The 19275-nt window shown below is 60.2% G+C and carries 17 protein-coding genes; 8 read left to right on the top strand and 9 right to left on the bottom strand.

Annotation, left to right across the window (positions count from 1 at the left end):
• The first annotated feature begins 27 nt into the window (after window positions 1–27).
• The 5 genes from ACTG27_RS15535 to ACTG27_RS15515 all read left to right on the top strand — a co-directional run bounded on the left by ACTG27_RS15535 (window position 28) and on the right by ACTG27_RS15515 (window position 5234).
• Window positions 28–1524, top strand: coding sequence for a CoA-acylating methylmalonate-semialdehyde dehydrogenase (locus tag ACTG27_RS15535; protein WP_236317129.1), 1497 nt, complete (start codon window positions 28–30; stop codon window positions 1522–1524).
• A gap of 83 nt (window positions 1525–1607) precedes the next feature.
• Window positions 1608–2336, top strand: coding sequence for a glutamine amidotransferase-related protein (locus ACTG27_RS15530; protein ID WP_005357481.1), 729 nt, complete (start codon window positions 1608–1610; stop codon window positions 2334–2336).
• A gap of 183 nt (window positions 2337–2519) precedes the next feature.
• Window positions 2520–3491: a LysR substrate-binding domain-containing protein gene (locus ACTG27_RS15525; RefSeq protein WP_005339651.1), complete on the top strand. Its 972-nt coding sequence runs from the start codon at window positions 2520–2522 to the stop codon at window positions 3489–3491.
• Between the two features lie 106 nt (window positions 3492–3597).
• On the top strand, window positions 3598–4437 hold the full coding sequence (locus ACTG27_RS15520) for a PfkB family carbohydrate kinase (RefSeq protein ID WP_236317130.1): 840 nt from the start codon (window positions 3598–3600) through the stop codon (window positions 4435–4437).
• A gap of 344 nt (window positions 4438–4781) precedes the next feature.
• Complete coding sequence (locus tag ACTG27_RS15515; protein ID WP_005339654.1) at window positions 4782–5234, top strand: Rrf2 family transcriptional regulator; 453 nt, start codon at window positions 4782–4784, stop codon at window positions 5232–5234.
• 72 nt (window positions 5235–5306) lie between these two features.
• On the opposite strand, the gene ACTG27_RS15510 is transcribed toward ACTG27_RS15515, so the two are convergent.
• Window positions 5307–5828 carry a ferredoxin-type protein NapF gene (locus ACTG27_RS15510; protein WP_005339657.1) on the bottom strand — a complete coding sequence of 174 codons (522 nt, stop codon included), beginning with the start codon at window positions 5826–5828 and terminating at the stop codon, window positions 5307–5309.
• A 140-nt stretch (window positions 5829–5968) separates the two neighbouring features.
• Here ACTG27_RS15510 and ACTG27_RS15505 point away from each other — a divergent pair, with 140 nt between their 5' ends.
• Both ACTG27_RS15505 and rmuC read left to right on the top strand, forming a co-directional pair.
• Window positions 5969–6184, top strand: coding sequence for a hypothetical protein (locus ACTG27_RS15505; RefSeq protein WP_005339659.1), 216 nt, complete (start codon window positions 5969–5971; stop codon window positions 6182–6184).
• Window positions 6181–7521, top strand: a complete 1341-nt coding sequence (gene rmuC, locus ACTG27_RS15500; protein WP_182938669.1) for a DNA recombination protein RmuC — start codon at window positions 6181–6183, stop codon at window positions 7519–7521. Before ACTG27_RS15505 ends, rmuC begins: the two co-directional genes overlap by 4 nt.
• A 66-nt stretch (window positions 7522–7587) precedes the next feature.
• Here rmuC and ACTG27_RS15495 read toward each other — a convergent pair whose 3' ends face one another.
• The 6 genes from ACTG27_RS15495 to glnA all read right to left on the bottom strand — a co-directional run bounded on the left by ACTG27_RS15495 (window position 7588) and on the right by glnA (window position 13905).
• On the bottom strand, window positions 7588–7884 hold the full coding sequence (locus ACTG27_RS15495) for a DUF4054 domain-containing protein (protein WP_019445770.1): 297 nt from the start codon (window positions 7882–7884) through the stop codon (window positions 7588–7590).
• 204 nt (window positions 7885–8088) lie between these two features.
• Window positions 8089–9090 carry an adenosine deaminase gene (add, locus tag ACTG27_RS15490; RefSeq protein ID WP_236317131.1) on the bottom strand — a complete coding sequence of 334 codons (1002 nt, stop codon included), beginning with the start codon at window positions 9088–9090 and terminating at the stop codon, window positions 8089–8091.
• Between the two features lie 141 nt (window positions 9091–9231).
• On the bottom strand, window positions 9232–10650 hold the full coding sequence (gene glnG / locus ACTG27_RS15485; RefSeq protein ID WP_005339666.1) for a nitrogen regulation protein NR(I): 1419 nt from the start codon (window positions 10648–10650) through the stop codon (window positions 9232–9234).
• A 9-nt stretch (window positions 10651–10659) separates the two neighbouring features.
• The gene (gene glnL / locus ACTG27_RS15480) at window positions 10660–11715 is read right to left on the bottom strand and encodes a nitrogen regulation protein NR(II) (protein ID WP_005356202.1); all 1056 of its coding nucleotides are present in this window, start codon (window positions 11713–11715) and stop codon (window positions 10660–10662) included.
• 86 nt (window positions 11716–11801) lie between these two features.
• Window positions 11802–12380, bottom strand: coding sequence for a DUF4124 domain-containing protein (locus ACTG27_RS15475; RefSeq protein ID WP_069527009.1), 579 nt, complete (start codon window positions 12378–12380; stop codon window positions 11802–11804).
• 115 nt (window positions 12381–12495) lie between these two features.
• On the bottom strand, window positions 12496–13905 hold the full coding sequence (gene glnA, locus ACTG27_RS15470; RefSeq protein ID WP_005339672.1) for a glutamate--ammonia ligase: 1410 nt from the start codon (window positions 13903–13905) through the stop codon (window positions 12496–12498).
• A 351-nt stretch (window positions 13906–14256) separates the two neighbouring features.
• Here glnA and typA point away from each other — a divergent pair, with 351 nt between their 5' ends.
• Window positions 14257–16068 (top strand): translational GTPase TypA, encoded by a 1812-nt coding sequence (typA, locus tag ACTG27_RS15465; protein WP_005339679.1) that lies wholly within the window; start codon window positions 14257–14259, stop codon window positions 16066–16068.
• A 241-nt stretch (window positions 16069–16309) separates the two neighbouring features.
• Here the strand turns inward: typA and ACTG27_RS15460 are convergent, their stop codons facing one another.
• Entirely contained in the window at window positions 16310–17752 is a 1443-nt protein-coding gene (locus ACTG27_RS15460; RefSeq protein ID WP_042054858.1) for a TrkH family potassium uptake protein, read from the bottom strand.
• 96 nt (window positions 17753–17848) lie between these two features.
• A complete protein-coding gene (gene trkA, locus ACTG27_RS15455) occupies window positions 17849–19225 on the bottom strand; it encodes a Trk system potassium transporter TrkA (RefSeq protein ID WP_005339689.1) in 1377 nt (458 codons plus the stop codon).
• Window positions 19226–19275: the final 50 nt, after the last annotated feature.

Here is a 19275-nt window from a genome sequence, read left to right as displayed (position 1 = left end):
TACCACATCAGTTATCACGGAGGATACATGACATACAGGGTCAGCAACTTCATCAACGGCCAGCCGCAGGAGAGTCGCAGCGAGCGCCAGGGTGCCATCTTCAATCCCGCCTGCGGCAAGCAGCAGGGGAGTGTGGGGCTGTCCAGCGCCGCCGAGTGTCAGGAGGCGATCGCCATCGCCGAGCGCGCCTTTGCCGACTGGTCGCAAACCCCGCCGCTGGTGCGTGCCCGGGTCTTTTTCCGCTTCAAGGAGTTGATGGAGCAGCACAGGGACGAGCTGGCCCAGCTCATCAGTCGCGAGCACGGCAAGGTCTTCTCCGATGCGCAGGGTGAGCTGACCCGCGGGCTGGAGGTGGTGGAGTTTGCCTGCGGCATCCCCCATCTGCTCAAGGGGGAGCACTCCCTCAACGTCGGTCGCGGGGTAGACAGCTACTCCATGATGCAGCCGGTCGGGGTCTGCGCCGGTATCACCCCGTTCAACTTCCCGGCCATGGTGCCGCTCTGGATGTTCCCGGTCGCCATCGCCTGCGGCAACACCTTCATTCTCAAACCTTCCGAGAAGGATCCCTCCCTCTCGCTGCGGATGGCCGAGCTGCTCAAGGAGGCCGGTCTGCCGGACGGCGTGCTCAACGTGGTGAACGGTGACAAGGAGGTGGTGGATGTGCTGCTGACCGACCCGCGAGTAGGTGCCGTGTCGTTTGTCGGCTCTACTCCCATCGCCCAGTACATCTATGCCACCGCGTCGACCCACGGTAAACGGGTACAGGCGCTGGGCGGCGCCAAGAACCACATGGTGGTGATGCCGGATGCGGACCTCGATCAGGCGGTCTCCGCCCTGATGGGGGCCGCTTATGGGGCGGCGGGTGAGCGCTGCATGGCTATTTCGGTGGCCGTGGTGGTGGGTGACGAGACCGCCGATGCGCTGGTGGCCAAGCTGACGCCGTTGGTGGAAAAACTGCGGGTGGGTCCGGGGCAGGGCCAGAGCCCGGAGAACGAAATGGGGCCGCTCATCAGCAAGGAGCATCTGGCCAAGGTGCGCGGCTACGTTGATCAGGGGGTAGCCGAAGGGGCCGCGCTGCGGGTCGATGGTCGCACGCTGAGCCACGACGAGGGTTACTTTATCGGTGGCTGCCTGTTTGACGAGGTGACCCCCGAGATGCGCATCTACCGCGAGGAGATCTTCGGCCCTGTGCTCTCCATCGTGCGGGTGCCGGACTACGAGACGGCGCTGCGCCTCATCAACGAACACGAGTACGGCAACGGTACCGCCATCTTTACCTGTGATGGCGACACCGCGCGGGACTTCACGGCGCGGGTGCAGGTCGGTATGGTAGGGGTGAACGTCCCCATTCCGGTGCCGATGGCGTTTCACAGCTTTGGCGGCTGGAAGCGCTCCATCTTCGGGCCGCTCAACATGCACGGGCCGGACGGGGTTCGCTTTTATACCCGGATGAAGACGGTGACGGCGCGCTGGCCCCAGAGCCTGCGCAGTGGTGCCGAGTTCTCCATGCCGACCATGAAGTGACGCGCTGGCGCGTGCTCATGGCCTAACCTCTTGCCCCCGCCGGTCGCTGATTGGCGGGGGCGAACTCTGTAAAGGAACAACAGATGCGATTGGGAATTCTCGATTGTGACCGGCTCGATCCCGATCTGGCGGATCGTTTTGGCCCCGTTTACTCCGAGATGTTTATCAGGGGCTTTGCGGCCCTGGCCCCCGAACTGGAATTTCGGGTCTGGTCGGCTCTTGATGGGGAATTGCCGGAGGATCTGCACGAGTGCGATGCCTGGCTCATCACAGGCTCGCGCCACGACGCCTATAGCGATATCCCCTGGATTCAGGCACTGCGGGCGTGGATCCGCCAGGCGCACGATGCTGACGTCAAGCTGGCCGGTGTCTGCTTCGGTCATCAGGTGATCGCCCAGGCGCTGGGCGGAGAGGTGGTGAAGTCCACCAAGGGATGGGGGCTGGGAGTGTCGGTGCACCCCATGCTGGCAGATGAGCCCTGGATGGCGCCTGCGCGGGATCAGATCCGCATTCTGGCCAGCCATCAGGATCAGGTGGCCCTGCTGCCGCCGGGGGCGACCCGGTTGGCAGGCAATGATTTTTGTCCCAACTTTATGTTTTTGCAGGGGGATCACATCGTGGCCATTCAGGGGCATCCGGAGTTCTCGGTGGAGTACAACCGGGCGCTGATCGAGCGGCGCCGCGGCCTGTTGCCCGACGAGCGCTACCAGAGCAGCCTCTCCTCGCTGGAGGGGGAGGTGGATTCGGCGACCATGATGCAGTGGCTGCTGCAGTTTCTGGGGATCCTGCCGCTGCGGGCTGGCGCGGCCTGAACCCGGTTTGTCAGCCACCCCTTCGGATGCTAGATTTTGTAGCAAAATGAAGGATCAAGCGCTGAGATGTCGGGATCGGATGGTACACTGGCCGCCCATGTGGCGGCCTGTTTGTCTGGCTTGATTGCCGTCCCGGCCTGAGCCAAACCTGTCTGAGCCAAACCAGTGTGAGAGTGTGACGCCTTGAAACTACAGCAATTGAAGTATTTGATCGCGATCCGGGACCACAACCTCAATGTGTCCGTGGCTTCTGATGCGCTCTTCACTAGTCAGCCGGGGGTCAGCAAACAGATTGGCCTGCTGGAGAGCGAGCTGGGGGTGCGGATCTTCGAGCGCCGTGGCAAACACCTGCACCGCATCACCCCGGTGGGGGAGGAGATCATCAAGTGTGCCGAGGCGATGCTCAACATCGAGAGCAAGATCAAGGCGATCTCCCGCGAGTATCTGGATCCGACCGTGGGTACCCTCAATATCCACACCACCCATACCATCGCCCGCTATCTGCTGCCCAAGTCGGTTACCTACTTCACCAAGAAGTACCCCAAGATCTCGTTCCACCTCCATCCGGTAATGTCGGCAAGCAAGGAGCAGATCAGCAAGGGTTACTCCGATTTCTCTATCGTTGCCCACGAGATTGGCTTCGACAAGGAGCTGATCGCGCTGCCAGCCTACCTCTGGACCCTCTCGCTGGTGGTGCCGCAGGATCACCCGCTGGCCAAGGTGAAGAAGCCGACGCTGGAGCAGCTCTGCCACTACCCGATCCTCAGTTACGAGAGCGGTGCCACCGGTCGGCAGGTGCAGGACGAGGTGTTTCAGGCGGCGGGGCTGACCCCAAGCTACTACATGACGGTAATGGATGCCGGGGTGATCAAACGCTACGTGGAGCTGGGTTTTGGTATCGGCATCATCTCCTCGCTGGTGGCCAACGACACCGACAGCCCCGGGCTGGTCTCCATCAATCTGGAGCACCTGTTCAAGCCCTGTCCGGCCCAGATCTGTTTCAGCAAGAGCATCTTGCTGCAGAACTACATGTATGACTTCATCAGCTCCTTCTCACCCCACCTCACCAAAGAGGTGATCCAGAGCGTGATGCAGCAGCCGAGTCAGGCGCGCATCGACGAGCTGCTGGCCGGGGTGGAGCTGCCCATCTATTGATCCCGATCGGATTCCCGATCGCTGCCGGTTGTCTCTTCTGTCAGGCTGGGCTCTACTCGGGGTTCAGCCTGTCTCTTTTGGGCTATCTCCATCGTCCGAGGTCTCTATGTCCCGCATTCTGCTGCTTGCCAATCTCAACTGTGATCATGTGCTCTCCCTCTCCGAACCGCTGGTGGCGGGGGCCCGGCTGCAATATGTGGATCAGGGGCGCAGGCTCGGCGGTGGCGCCGCCAACACCGGCATAGGGCTGGTATGGGCGGGTCACGAGGTGACCATCGCCTCCCGTATCGGGCTGGACGAGACCGGCGACTGGCTGCTGGAGCAGGCGGCTGGTTACGGGCTGGATTGCAGCCATGTGGAACGCTTTGGCGGCGAGACCGGCGAACTGCTCATTCTGGTGGACTCCACCGGCGAGCGCACCATACTGCGCCGCCCGCGGCGTCCCGATCTGCCCGGCGATCTGCCGCTGGAGGGGGTGGATTGCCTCTATGTGAACTATCCCGGCACCTCCATCATCAGCTACATGCGCCAGATGCTCGGCAAGAGCTTCGTGGTGGCCCAGTATCCCAAGGGCGGCCAAGCGCGCCGTCCCTGCCATGTGCTGGTGGCCTCCCGCTCCGATCTCGGCGAGGTGAGCGACCCCTGGCAGCATGCCCGACAGCTGGCGGGGGAGCAGCTCGAATGGCTGGTGCTGACCGAAGGAAAGGAGGGCGCGGTGGCCATCCATGGCGACGAGCAGATCCGGGTTGCCGCCCGGCCAGTATCTGTGGTTGATACCACGGGGGCGGGGGATGCTTTCGCTGGCGGATTGATCCATGGTCTGGCGCGGGGCATGGCGATCAAGGATGCACTACAGTGCGCGGTGGACTGGGGGGCGTTTGCCGTCGCCTCCGAGAGTTCCATCCCCTCGATCGCGCTGAAAAACTGGCTGAAACAGCCCCACTGAACCACCTTTCTGGCGGTCGATTCAGGGGCGGCTCGCAGGCCATATGGCTGCTGGTCGAAGGGGCTTGGTGAGGGGGATGGTTCGGGAGATTTACCCGCTATAAAGCGGGTAAACGCCGGGCTAACCCGGCAAGTTTGCGATCAATCAAAGAAAGTGTCGATTTATGTGCATCTTCATCGACACCCGGTTGTGCTGCTCTTAACCTGTCACTCCGCAACTCAGATTAAGAGACAGGCCCCCTCTGGCGAACCAATGGGCAAACAGAGGCAAACCGGTTGTCTCCTGCCTCTTAGCTCAATGTTGTCGTCCTGATTCCTGGCTTGTAGTAAGAGGCAAGTGCGACCATGCAACTGACACGATTTACCGACTACGCCCTGCGTACCCTGACCTTCCTGGCGGTTCAGCCGGGGGATCGTCTGTCGACCATTACCGAAGTGGCCGATACCTTTGGCATCTCTCGCAACCACGTGGTCAAAATTGTGCACCAGCTTGGCATCAAGGGGTACATCGAGACGGTACGCGGCAAACATGGCGGTATCCGCCTCGGTCGATCGGCGGTCTCCATTAACCTGCGGGATGTGGTGATGGACATGGAGCATGTGCTCTGTCCGGTCGACTGCAAGCGAGAAAACTGCCGTCTCTCCGGCGGTTGCCGCATTCAGGGCATTTTGCGCCGCGCCATGAACGCCTTCCTCGAAGTGCTGGGCGAGTACACCCTGGCCGATGCGGTGCGCGATCCCAACCGTCTCTGCCATCTGCTGGGTATCGAGCAAGAGACTATTGTGACCATGGCCTGACGGGGCGCGGAATATTGAACAAGATGTGAAAGGGGCCTGATGGCCCCTTTTGCTTTTGTAGGCAGGTGGTTTTTAGCGACTGCCCGGCTGTCGGATCAGGGTGATGGCGCCGTGCAGGCAGGCGAGGCCGCAGGCACCGCAGCCATTGCAGGCATCCATATTGACGTTGATGCCGTCGGCGGTGGCCTTGATCGCCTGCTGGGGACAGGCATCTTCACAGAGCAGGCAGTAGAAGCCCTGCCGTGCCTGACAGCTCTCTTCAATCTGCACCCGGGTCTGCACCTGCCGACCCAGTTGCAGGTCGAGGGCGCCAGTGGGACAGGCTCTGGCGCAGCTGCCGCAGTAGCTGCACTGGCCGCAGGCGAGATCGAGCACCGGGGTACCGGCGATGGGGCTCCCCTCGTACTCCTCCTGGGTGGCCGGTTTGAGCAGACCACGCGGGCAGGCCTTGAAACACTCGCCACAGCGGGTGCAGAGGGAGAGGTACTGGGACTCCTCGATGGCCCACGGCGGGCGCGCTTCATGGCAAACCACGGCGGGCTTGCGGGAAGCTTGCCAACCTTGTGTCAGCCAACGGAGGAAATAGTGAGTCATGCTCGCCCCTGATACCTATTAGGGGTTAATTTTATCGAAGTTTCGGGAAGCAGGCCAGAGAATAGCGGCCGTCAGGATCGCAAGCGCAGTTGCCCTTGTGTAAGCTAGGCGGGTCTTTTTACGTGGTTGAATGAAATCATATGTGGCTATTTCTCTGGCGTGCGTCCCTGCTCTATGTCTTTCCCCTGCTGATGTGGGCCTACTGCCGCATCAAGGATATCGAGTTCGCCGAGCTCGATACCGGCGTCAACACCCACAAGTGGGTGGTGCTGGCCGCCTACCTTATCTACGTGGTGCTCTGGATCCTGGTTAACCGCTATCTCGAACTCTTCCTGCGTCAGCGGAGCCGCAAATGATTGACCCCGGACTCTGGGGGATCTTGTTGCCCGCCGCCGTGCTGGCCCTCGGGCTTGGCTGGCTGATCGGGCGACGGGCCGCCACGGCACAGGCTCAGGAGCTGATGCTGGCGCAGGAGCGGCATCAAGCGCTGCAGGATCGCTTCGACGAGTTGCAGGATGAGCGGATGCAGGGCCAGCAGAAGCTGGATCAGCAGCAGACCCTGCTGATCAAGCTCACCGCCCGCCTCAAGGATGCGGAAGCGACCCTGCGCAGCGAACGGTTGGCCGCCGCTGAGAAGCTGCAACTGCAACAGGAGGCGGAGCAGCGCCTCAGCCAGCAGTTCGAGAACCTTGCCAACCGGATCTTCGAGCAAAACTCCGGCAACTTCCGCGAATTGAACCAGAACAGCCTCGATCTGCTGCTCACCCCGCTCAAAGAGCAGCTCGAGGGCTTTCGTCGTCAGGTAGGCGAGACCCACGCCCAGGAGACGGCCCAGCGCCACAGCCTCAAGTTCGAACTGGAGCGCCTCGCCGAGCTCAATGCCCGCATGACCGAGGAGGCGGCAGCGCTAACCCGCGCCCTCAAGGGTGACAGCAAGCAGCAAGGCAACTGGGGGGAAGTGGTGCTGGCGCGGATCCTCAGCGAATGCGGCTTGCGCGAGGGCCACGAGTACCACACCCAGGTCAATATCGAGGTGGAGAAGGGCAAGCGCTACCAGCCCGACGTGATTGTCCACCTGCCGCAGGAAAAAGACATCATCATCGACGCCAAGGTGTCGCTGACCGCCTACGAACGCTGGTACAACGCCGATGACGAGCTGGAGAAGGCGGTGGCGCTCAAGGAGCACGTCGCCTCGGTGCGCAACCATATCCGCGAGCTGGGCCGCAAGGATTACCAGCAGTTGCCCGGGGTGCGTACCCTCGACTATGTGCTGATGTTCGTGGCGGTAGAGCCCGCCTTCCTCACTGCCATGGAAGCCGATCCCTCGCTGGTGCGTTACGGCCTCGACAACAACATCCTGCTGGTGAGCCCCACCAACCTGATGGTGGCGCTGCGCACTATCGAAAACCTGTGGCGTTACGAGCGGCAGAACCAGAATGCCCGCCAGATTGCCGAACGGGCCGGTCGTCTCTACGAAAAGCTGCGGCTGTTTGTCGAGGAGATGCAGCAGATGGGCGGCAGCCTGCACAAGGCGCAGGAGAGCTACGACAAGGCGATGGGACGGCTGGTCAACGGCCGTGGCAACCTGATTGCCCAGGTCGAGCGTTTCCGCGAGTTGGGGGTGGAGGTGACCAAGAGCCTGCCCGAGCCGCTAGTGGAACGGGCGCTGGAGCGCGACAAGGAGCGGGAGTAGTTTTTCCCCTTACAGCCATCAGCAAAAGGCCCAAACCTGGTTTGGGCCTTTTGCCATTTAACTTTGTTAACAGGCGATGGCTCCCATTCCCACTCGTCTTCTGAGTTTTTGGTATTGCTGGCCAAAGCTGGTTGTTTTTAGATCTGCACTGGTTGGTTGAGTCAATATATGAGCTGCGAGATAAAACATCCCTCGTTGTTTTAATGTCTGCGATCCATATTCCCCCCAACGGCTACCCCCTGTCTCATAGCTCGCTTCTTGCAAGGCGAAGATAACTTTCTCGGTAGGGTATGTATCTTCCTTACCGAATTGACCGAAAAACGAAGCGCGGAAGTGCCCAACAATATCTGGTGTAATATCCATCAAAAAACCTCTTTGTAAGAAGTAACCTCACGGTTACGCAATTAGAATGAGGGTGTTTGGAGTATTGCTCAACTCATTGTTTATAATGGTTTTTCATTGACGAATTCGTCATGTGAGGCTTTTTGTTTTATGTCTGACCATGTAACAGGCAAATAGAAACGGCCCACCGAAGTGGGCCGTTTTTATTCGTACTGCGGGTGTTAATCAGCGGCTGGCGGCGCGGGCGCTCAGCTCGGTTTTCTCGCTATCGCTCAGGAAGGCCAGGGTCAGGCCGTTCTGCTGGGCAGTGCGGATTTCGCTTGCCGTCATGCCAGCGGCCGGGGCAGCCACCTCATATTCGTGGGGCAGGTCGATGCCCTCTACTGCCGGGTCGTCGGTGTTGAGGCAGGCCAGTACACCGGCAGCCAGGAACTGGCGGATCGGGTGTTCGGTCAGGCTCGCCACCGTGGTGGTCTGGACGTTGGAGGTGAGGCAGGATTCGATGCCGATGCGGTGTTCGGCCAGATAGGCCATCAGGGCCGGATCCTGAATCGCTTTGACGCCGTGGCCGATACGCTCGGCGCCCAGCTCGCGAATGGCCTGCCACATGCTCTCGGGGCCAGCGGCTTCACCAGCGTGTACGGTGACGCGCATACCTGCATCGCGCACCTTGCGGAAGTGGTCGACAAAGAGTTCGCCTGGGAAGCCCAGCTCGTCACCGGCCAGATCGATGGCGACCAGCTTGTCGCGGTGAGCCAAGCAGGCGGCCAGCTCCTGATTGCACTGCTCGGTGCCGAAGGTGCGGCTCATGATGCCGATCAGGTTGGTCTTGATACCGAAATCGCGGCTGCCAGCGGCCACGCCGTCGATGATGGCTTCCACCACGCCCTGAGGGTGCAGCTTGTGGGCCATCGCCATATAGGCTGGGCTGAAGCGCAGCTCTGCATAGTCGATACCGGCGCGCAGCAGATCTTCCACGTTTTCGTAGGCGACCCGGCGGCAGGCGTCATAGTCAGCCAGCACGGCCACACCCCAGTCCAGTTTCTTCAGGAAGGCAACCAGACTCGGCTCGTTTTCGACGATCTGTACGTGGGGGCGCAGCGCTTCCAGTTCAAAGGCGGGCAGCTGGATATTGTGTTGGCGACCCAGCTCGAGGATGGTTTGCGGGCGGATGTTGCCGTCCAGATGGCGGTGCAGGTCGGTCAGGGGGAGAGATCTGTCAATCATGGGGGCGCCCTCGTCGAGTCAGGTTTGAAAGCCTGCCATTCTAGGCGGGGCTTTCAAAAAAGATACCCCGTTTATGGTTAAACGGGGTTCTGGCGGACGGTGATTTGTCAGGGCGTGATGGGAATCGTTTTTCCCCGGGACTCAGGAGAGATCGAGTTCCTTCAGCTTGCGGGTCAAGGTATTGCGGCCCCAACCGAGCAGGCGGGCTGCCTCCTGCTTGTGGCCATGGGTGTGCTCCAGCGCCGTCTCCAGCATGATCCGCTCGAACTGGGGCATGGCATCGGCCAGGATGTCTGTCTCTCCCAGCGCCAACTTGCTGGCCACCCACTCTTGCAACTGTTGCTGCCAGCAACCGGGCAACGCCGGTTGGCCCGGTTCGGCGTTGTGGGTGATGGGGGTGAGCAGCTCGGCAGGCAGGTCGCCGACCAGCACTTCTTGCCCCGAAGCCATCACGGTAAGCCAGCGGCAGACGTTCTCCAGCTGGCGCACGTTACCCGGCCAGGGCAGGCGGCTGATATAGGCCTGGGTATCCGGGTGCAGGCTCTTGGCCTCGACGTTCAGCTCTTTGGCGGCGCGCAGCAGGAAGTGTCGGGCCAGCTGGGGGATATCCTCACGGCGCTCCTTGAGGGCGGGGATGTGGATGCGGATGACGTTGAGGCGGTGGAACAGATCCTCGCGAAACTCGCCATCGGCGACCCGCTTCTCCAGATTTTGGTGGGTGGCGGCGATGATCCGCACATCCACCTGCACCGGCTGGTGGCCACCGACCCGGTAGAACTGGCCGTCGGCCAATACCCGCAGCAGCCGGGTCTGCACATCCAGCGGCATGTCGCCGATCTCGTCGAGAAACAGGGTGCCGCCGTCGGCCTGCTCAAAGCGGCCGTGGCGGATGTTGTTGGCGCCGGTAAAGGCCCCCTTCTCGTGACCGAACAGCTCGGATTCGATGAGGTCTTTCGGAATGGCAGCCATGTTGAGGGCGATGAAGTTCTTGTGGGCGCGCGGGCTGTGCTTGTGCAGCGCATGGGCGACCAGCTCCTTGCCGGTACCGCTTTGGCCGTTGATCAGCACCGAGATGCTGGAGCGAGACAGGCGGCCGATGGCACGGAACACCTCCTGCATCGCTGGTGCTTCACCGATGATCTCGGGAGTGGCGGTGGCTTCTTGCTGGCGAGACTTGCGCTTGGTGCGTTGCTCCTTGAGATGATTCTCGGCGCGGCGCACCAGGGTCACGGCTTCGTCGATGTCGAACGGTTTGGGCAGGTACTCGAAGGCGCCGCGCTGGTAGGCGTTGACCGCGCTGTCGAGATCCGAGTGGGCGGTCATGATGATGATGGGCAGATCGGCCTGACGGCGGTGGATCTGCTCAAGCAGGCTCAGGCCGTCGATACCGGGCATCCGGATATCGGAGAGGATCACATCGGGCGAGCGCAGCTCAAGGGCGTGCAGCAGGGCTTCGCCATCGGCAAAGCTCTCGCAGTTGAAGCCTTCGCTGCCGAGAGTGCGCTCCAGCACCCAGCGGATAGAACTGTCGTCATCGACGATCCACACTTTGGCGGTCATGGGGTTCCCTTACTTGCGAAGCGGTAGAAAAATGGTGAATTCGGTGTGACCCGGCCAGCTGATGCAGTCAATTCGCCCCTTGTGCTGGTCGATCAGGTTCTGGGCGATGGAGAGGCCGAGCCCGGTTCCCCCCTCCTTGCCGGTGATCATGGGATAGAACAGGGTGTCGCGAATGGCGTCCGGAATACCGGGGCCGTTGTCGATGATCTTGATCTCCGCCGCCAGCCGGTAGCGCTGGCCGTGGATGGTGATCTGGAATGCAGTGCGGGTTTTGATACGAATAAGCCCGGTTTGATCGCCCAGTGCTTCGGCGGCATTGCGCACTATGTTGAGAAACGCCTGCTGCAGCTGATCCGGCTCCATCTCGAATTCGGGGATGCTGGGGTCGTAATCCCGCTCGATGCGAACAGAGGGAGGGAGTTCGAGCTCCACCAGTCGGCGTACCTGCTCCAGCACCGAATGGACATTGTGCATCTGGTGACGGCCGGGGCGCTGGGGGCCGAGCAGCCGATCGACCAGTACCCGCAGCCGATCGGCCTGTTCGATGATGATGCCGGTATATTCGCGCAGCGCCGGGTCCGGCAGCTCCTTTTGCAGCAGCTGGGCCGCGCCGCGCAGGCCGCCGAGGGGATTCTTGATTTCGTGGGCCAGCCCGCGCACCAGCTCCTTGGCCGCCAGCTGCTGGGCATGTTGCTGCTGCTCCTGACTGATCTTCTTCTGCTGGTCGATCTTGCGCAGCTCCACGACCAGTAGACGCTGTTCGTGGTCGGCCATCGGGGTCGCGCTCAGCTCCACCAGTCGCGGTTCTCCTTCCACCACCAGAGTCACTTCGCTGTCGGTAAAGCCCTGCCCTGAAACGAGGCACTGCTTGAGCCGCTGCAAATCGAGGGAGATATGTTCCAGTAGATGGGGCAGTTCGATGCCGATCAGCCGGCGTTCACTGAGAGAGAGCAGCTGTTCAGCCGCCGGGTTGACGAACTGGATGCAGAGCCGCTCATCCATCAGGATCACGGCGGTCAGCAAATTATCCAAGAGTGTTTTGGCGTTGTCCGAGCGGGTTGGCACAGGTTTCTCCCTAAAACGGTGCTACACACCTGTCATGCACCGATATGGTGCATAGAGTTTACCCGCATCGGTGCGCTATATCACCCCTAGTCGGCTTTGGGGGTGGGTTTGGGAGCCGGCGTCACGCTCGCTCTATGCAGGTAAAAGGTGACTGCACTGGATTTAGCAAGGATCGTACCGTCTTTGGCGAGCAGCTCGAGTTGAGCCTCGTGGGCGCCGCGATCGACGTTTTCGACCCGGACAGAGAGGCTGTTGCTGACGATGGGGGCGGCTTTGCCATCCAGGGTCAGGCGCACATCATACTGGGTCGGAGGTTTGGGGCTGATGGTGCCCTGAAAGACGATGTTGCCTGTGTTGTCGCGCAGGGTGCTGCCCTGTTCCGGGGAGAGCAGTTCGATGGTCAGCTTGGCCGCCTCTTTCTCTTTCTTGGCATCGGCGCCAGTCAGGCTGTTGAAGTTATCCACCTGCACCGATCTGGGGGCGCTGCTGCCCAGCAGCGGGGCGACCCGCAGATCGACCTCTTTGGCGTTTTTGCCGGGTGGTGGCGCATCCGAGTAGTGGGTGATGCCATTGCCATCGACCCAGGAGTAGACCTTGGCCGCGTCCGCACCGAACGAGGTCAGCAACAGGAGGCCGAGCACCCCTATGCCATGCTTGTTGTTCATCCATCTCTCCTTGACGGTATTTTGCTTAATCCTATCAGAGAAAAAACCCGCCAGATGGCGGGTTTTGTCACGATTAAGCAAGCTGACCAGATTTAAACGGCCAGTCTGCTGAGACTTAGACGGAGTAGTACAGTTCGAACTCCAGCGGGTGCGGGGTCATGCGCACACGGTCAACATCCTGCTGTTTCAGTTCCAGATAGGAGTTGATGAAGTCATCGCTGAACACGCCGCCACGGGTCAGGAACTCGCGGTCAGCATCCAGAGCGGCCAGTGCTTCGTCCAGAGAACCGGCAACGGTCGGCACTTCTGCGGCTTCTTCCGGCGGCAGGTCATACAAGTTCTTGTCCATGGCATCGCCCGGATGGATCTTGTTGATGATACCGTCCAGACCGGCCATCAGCTGGGCGGCGAAGGCCAGGTACGGGTTGGCAGCCGGATCAGGGAAGCGCACTTCGATACGACGGGCTTTCGGGCTTGGTACCACCGGGATACGGATGGAAGCAGAGCGGTTGCGGGCAGAGTAGGCCAGCATGACCGGTGCTTCATAACCCGGAACCAGACGCTTGTAGGAGTTGGTGGTCGGGTTGGCGAAGGCGTTGATGGCCTTGGCGTGCTTGATGATACCGCCGATGTAGTGCAGCGCCATCTCGGACAGACCGCCATACAGGTCGCCAGCGAACAGGTTGACGCCGTTCTTGGCCAGAGACTGGTGGCAGTGCATGCCGGAGCCGTTGTCACCGAACATGGGTTTCGGCATGAAGGTAACGGTCTTGTTGTAGGCGTGAGCCACGTTGTGGATCACGTACTTCAGTACCTGTACTTCGTCAGCTTTCAGCGTAAGAGTGTTGAAGCGGGTAGCGATCTCGTTCTGACCGGCAGTGGCCACTTCGTGGTGGTGAGCTTCAACGACCTGGCCCATCTCTTCCAGCACCAGACACATGGCGGCACGGATATCCTGGGAGGAGTCGACCGGTGCAACCGGGAAGTAACCGCCTTTAACGAACGGACGGTGACCCTTGTTGCCATGCTCATAGGCAGTGCCGGAGTTCCATGCGGCTTCTTCAGATTCGATTTTCACGAAGCTGTGGCCCATGGTGTTGGAGAAGGTGATGTTGTCGAACATGAAGAATTCCGGCTCCGGCCCGAACAGCACGGTGTCAGCGATGCCGCTGGACTTCAGGAAATCTTCTGCACGCTTGGCGATGGAGCGCGGATCGCGGTCGTAGCCCTGCATGGTGGCAGGCTCCAGCACGTCACAAACGATGTTCAGGGTGGTCTCTTCGGTGAACGGATCCAGCTTGGCGGAGGCTGCGTCCGGCATCAGTACCATGTCGGATTCGTTGATGCCCTTCCAGCCGCCGATGGAGGAACCATCGAACATCTTGCCGTCTTCGAAGAAATCTTCATCAACCTGGTGAGCAGGGATGGATACATGCTGCTCTTTACCCTTGGTGTCGGTAAAGCGCAGATCAACAAACTTGACTTCGTGTTCCTGGATCAGGGCCAAAACGTTCTGGGCTGACATGCTAAGTAACCTCCGGTGTTAAAACTCTCTGGGTGAATGCGTCGTCGTATTCACATAAGCCAGTATCGTGCCAAGTTTGTGACAGCTTGATTTCAGGGCAATCTCGCTGAAGAGGCTCCCCAAAATCAGGCGATCTCGACTCGCGTTGCATCAATTTAGTGCGATGGTGGATCGTTTTGGTGCACTGTAATGGTGCGCGAAATATGGTCACCGCCCATCTAAGCAGGGTTTGTCAGAGAGGTCTATGATCCAGATCTGTTGTTATGCGCGAATGTACTGCAATTCTGCTAGGCAGATCACAAAGGCAAGAGTACAATTAGCGCCCAATTTTACCCGGTGATTGAGGCGAGAATGTTAGAGAATTTACGCAATATTGCGATTATTGCGCACGTTGACCACGGCAAAACGACTCTGGTTGATAAGCTGCTGCAGCAGTCCGGCACCCTGGACCGCTCCACGGAAGGCCAGGAACGGATCATGGACTCCAATGATCTGGAACGGGAACGTGGCATCACCATTCTCGCCAAGAACACTGCGATCCGCTGGAATGACTACCGCATCAACATCGTTGATACCCCGGGTCACGCCGACTTCGGTGGTGAAGTAGAGCGCGTACTGTCCATGGTTGACTCCGTGCTGCTGCTGGTTGACGCCGTAGACGGCCCGATGCCGCAAACCCGTTTCGTGACCCAGAAAGCGTTCGCTCAGGGTCTGAAGCCGATCGTGGTCATCAACAAGGTTGACCGTCCGGGTGCTCGTCCTGACTGGGTAATGGATCAGGTATTCGACCTGTTCGACAACCTGGGCGCAACTGACGAACAGCTGGATTTCAAAGTTGTTTACGCCTCTGCACTGAACGGTTGGGCCACCATGGACCAGGACGTCGAGTCCGAGAACATGGAGCCGCTGTTCCAGGCTATCGTTGACAACGTTGAAGCGCCGAAGGCTGATGCCGAAGGTGGTTTCCAGATGCAGATCTCCCAGCTGGACTACAACTCCTACGTGGGCGTTATCGGTATCGGCCGTATCACTCGTGGTCGCGTCAAGACCAACCAGCAAGTCACCATCGTTGGTGCTGACGGCAAGACCCGTAACGGTAAAGTCGGTCAGGTGCTGGGTTACCTGGGTCTGTCCCGTACTGAAGTTACCGACGCGCAAGCGGGTGACATCATCGCTATCACCGGTCTGGGCGAGCTGAAAATCTCCGACACCATCTGTGACAACGGTGCCGTTGAAGCCCTGCCGCCCCTCTCCGTTGACGAGCCGACCGTGAACATGACCTTCCAGGTCAACACCTCACCGTTCGCCGGTAAAGAGGGCAAGTTCGTGACCTCCCGTAACATTCTGGAGCGTCTGAACCAGGAGCTGGTCCACAACGTGGCCCTGCGCGTGGAAGAGACTGATGATCCGGACAAGTTCCGTGTATCCGGTCGTGGTGAGCTGCACCTCTCCATCCTGATCGAAAACATGCGTCGCGAAGGTTACGAACTGGCTGTGTCCCGTCCGGAAGTAATCCTGCGTACCGTTGATGGCGTTCTGCAAGAACCGTTCGAAACCGTAACTGTGGACGTTGAAGAAGCGCACCAGGGTTCCGTAATGGAGCAACTGGGTCTGCGTAAAGGCGAAATGACCAACATGACGCCGGATGGCAAGGGTCGTGTCCGTCTGGACTTCATGATCCCGAGCCGTGGCCTGATCGGTTTCCAGACCGAGTTCATGACCATGACCTCAGGTACCGGTCTGCTGTACCACACCTTTGACCACTACGGTCCGCACAAGGGTGGCAGCATCGGCGAGCGTCAGAATGGCGTGCTGATCTCCAACGCTACCGGTAAAGCACTGACTTACGCCCTGTTCGGTCTGCAAGACCGTGGTCGTCTGTTCATCGGTCACGCGACCGAAGTGTACGAAGGCCAGGTGATCGGTATCCACTCCCGTTCCAACGACCTGACTGTTAACTGCCTGAAAGGCAAACAGCTGACCAACATGCGTGCCTCCGGTACCGACGAAGCTCAAGTGCTGACTCCGCCGATCCGCATGACTCTGGAACAGGCTCTCGAGTTCATCGATAACGACGAATTGGTAGAAGTGACTCCGAAGAACATCCGTATCCGCAAGAAATTGCTGACCGAGCTGGATCGCAAGCGCTCTGGCCGTGGTTAATGCCATGTGCTGAGCCTCGACAGCCTTCGTGGCCGCTGACGGTTCACTGATAAACGGACCCAAACCTCTGGTTTGGGTCCGTTTTTTTATGCCTGTGATCCGCTCTGGCCATCCTGATGAGCTCGTTCAGGCCATCCGGTAATGGGGCTGATGAGCGTTGAGCGAAGGTCGTGGGGGTGGGTGAGATAAAAAAGCCGCAGCGGATGAACGCTGCGGCTTTTTGCCGGCTTGCAGTAAGGGGTTACTGGCGCCAGAAGGAGGGGAAGAAGAGCACGGCGACCGTCAGGATCTCCAGTCGTCCCAGCAGCATGCCGAATGACAACAGCCATTTGGCCGATTCCGGCAGGCTGGCAAAGTTGGTGCTGGGGCCGACCACCGGGCCCATGCCCGGGCCAACGTTGGCAACGGCTGTGATGGAGCTGGATATGGCTGTCAGGGGGTCAAGCCCGATGGCGCCCAACAGTGCGGCTATCACCAGAATGATGGCGAAGTAGGCCAGCACGAATGAGATCATCGAGCGGATGATGGCGTCATTGACCGTCCGGCCGTTGTACTTCTGCGGGAAGACAGCGGAAGGGTGCATCAGTTGGCGCATCTGCTTTCTGAACAGGGCGAATGCCACCTGTACCCGGAAGATCTTGAGACCACCCGCAGTGGAGCCAGAGCAGGCTCCCAGCGCCAGCAGCACGATGAAGACGATGCTGGCGAGCGGCCCCCAGGTGCCAAAGTCACCAAGGCCGTAGCCGGTGGTGGTGAGCACCGAGACGATGTTGAAGCAGCTGATGCGCAGGGCATCCCAGAAGCCAAACAGATCTCTCTCCCACAGATAGAAGGTCATGATGACGGTGACCCAGACCACCAGCCAGAAGAAGCCGCGCACCTGGGCATCCTTGAACAGGCTGTAATCCCTGTGGTTGAGGCTTTGCACATAGAGCAGGAAGGGCAGGCCGCCGAGGAACATGAACAGGGTGCCAATCCAGTGTGCCGAGTTGGAGAAGTGGGACATGGATTGATCGGAGGTGGAGTAGCCGCCGGTACTGAGAGTGGTCATGGCGTGGTTGATCGCCTCGAACATGTTCATGCCGCTGGCCCAGTAGGCCATGAAGCAGAGCATGGAGAGCACCAGATAGACCACGACGATGTTGTTGGCGACTGTCTTGGCACGCGGTGCGCTTTTGTCCGACCAGTCCGAGCTCTCGGTCTGGAACAGCTTCATGCCGCCGACGTTGAGGTAGGGCAGCACGGCTACCGCCATCACGATAAAGCCGACCCCGCCCAGCCACTGCAGGATGGAACGCCACAACAGGATGCTGTGGGCCATGTTGTCGAGGCCGGAGAGCACGGTAGAGCCCGTGGTGGTTACCCCCGACATGGTCTCGAAGTAGGCGTCGGTAAAGTTGATGTGGGTGATGAAGACAAAGGGCAGGGCGCCGAAGGCGCAGGCCACCACCCAGACCGAGGTGGTGAGCAGGAACATCTCCCGCACCCCCAGATGAAACTCCGCCTTGCGGCCGTAGTGGAGGCAGAGCAGGGCGGCGCCGTGGGTGATCAGCACGGACTTGAGAAACTCGACAAATCCCTCTGACCCGGTAAGCAGTGCCAGCAAGGTGGGCAGCCACATGAAGAGCGCCAGCTTGGAGAGCACCAGCCCGAGGGTGAAGATAATGGGACGCAGCTTGATCATGTTCGATAACCTGGTCGTTGATTAACAAAAGACCCGGACCATCCCCTTGGGGGAGCTGAGCCGGGTCTGGTTTGACAGCCTGTGCGCATGAAGACGTTACAGGAAGAAGGGGCTTGGCTGGAACAGCCGCTCCACTTCCGGGATGTACTTCTTGTCCACCAGGAACATGACCACGTGGTCATCCTGCTGGATCTTGGTGCGATCGTGGGCGATCAGTACCTCATCCCCGCGCACTACGGCACCGATAGTAGTGCCCGGCGGCAGCTTGAGCTCACCTACCGTCTTGCCGACCACCTTGGAGGTGTTCTCGTCACCATGGGCAATCGCCTCGATCGCCTCGGCAGCACCGCGGCGCAAGCTGTAGACGTTGGCGATATCGGCCCGGCGCACGTGGGTCAGCAGCGCCGAGATGGTGGCCTGCTGCGGCGAGATGGCGATATCGATGGAACCACCCTGCACCAGATCGACGTAGGCGCCGCGCTGGATCAGCACCATGGTCTTCTTGGCGCCCATTTTCTTGGCGAGCAGCGCCGACATGATGTTGGCCTCATCCTCGTTGGTCACGGCGATGAAGACGTCGATCTGGTCGATGTGCTCCTCGGCCAGCAGCTCCTGATCCGCCGCATCGCCACAGAAGACGATGGTGTTCTCCAGCAGTTCGGAGAGCTGCTCCGCCCGCTTCTGGTTGCGCTCGATGAGCTTGACGCTGTAGCGCTTCTCCAGCTGGCGGGCGAGACCCGCGCCGATGTTGCCACCACCGACGATCATGATGCGACGGTAGGGGCTCTCTAGGCGCTGCAGCTCCGACATCACGGCGCGGATATGGCCCGCTGCGGCGACGAAGAAGACCTCGTCATCCGCTTCGATGATGGTGGTGCCTTGCGGACGGATCGGGCGGCCCTGACGGAAGATGGCCGCTACCCGAGTTTCGATGTTGGGCATGTGCTCGCGCAGGGTGGAGAGGGCGTTGCCCACCAGCGGGCCACCGTAGTAGGCCTTGACCGCTACCAGACCGACGCGACCACCTGCAAAATCAACCACTTGCAGGGCACCCGGATATTCGATCAGGCGACGCACATAGTCGGTCACCAACTGCTCCGGCGCGATCAGGTGATCCACCGGCACCGATTCCGGCAGGAACAGGCGATCCCGCTCGGTCAGATAGGCTGGCGAGCGGATCCGCGCCACCTTGTTCGGGGTATTGAACAGGGAGTAGGCCACCTGACAGGCGATCATGTTGGTCTCGTCACTGTTGGTGACGGCGACCAGCATGTCGGCATCCTGAGCCCCCGCTTCGCGCAGCACTTTGGGGTGGGCGCCGTGCCCGTTGACTACCCGCAGGTCAAACTTGTCCTGCAGTTCGCGCAGGCGCTCGCTGTCGGTGTCGACGATGGTGATGTCGTTGTTTTCCCCGGCCAGGTTCTCGGCCAGGGTGCCGCCGACCTGGCCGGCTCCCAAAATGATGATTTTCATAGGGAACGTCTACTCACGTTGAGGCTGTAAAGGGGAGCGCCAGAACGGAG

It is taken from the genome of Aeromonas sp. 97A, assembly GCF_051919185.1.
Taxonomy (GTDB): domain Bacteria; phylum Pseudomonadota; class Gammaproteobacteria; order Enterobacterales; family Aeromonadaceae; genus Aeromonas; species Aeromonas veronii.
Note: the sequence above shows the minus strand (reverse complement) of the source record. Positions and strands in the feature narration are given on the sequence as shown.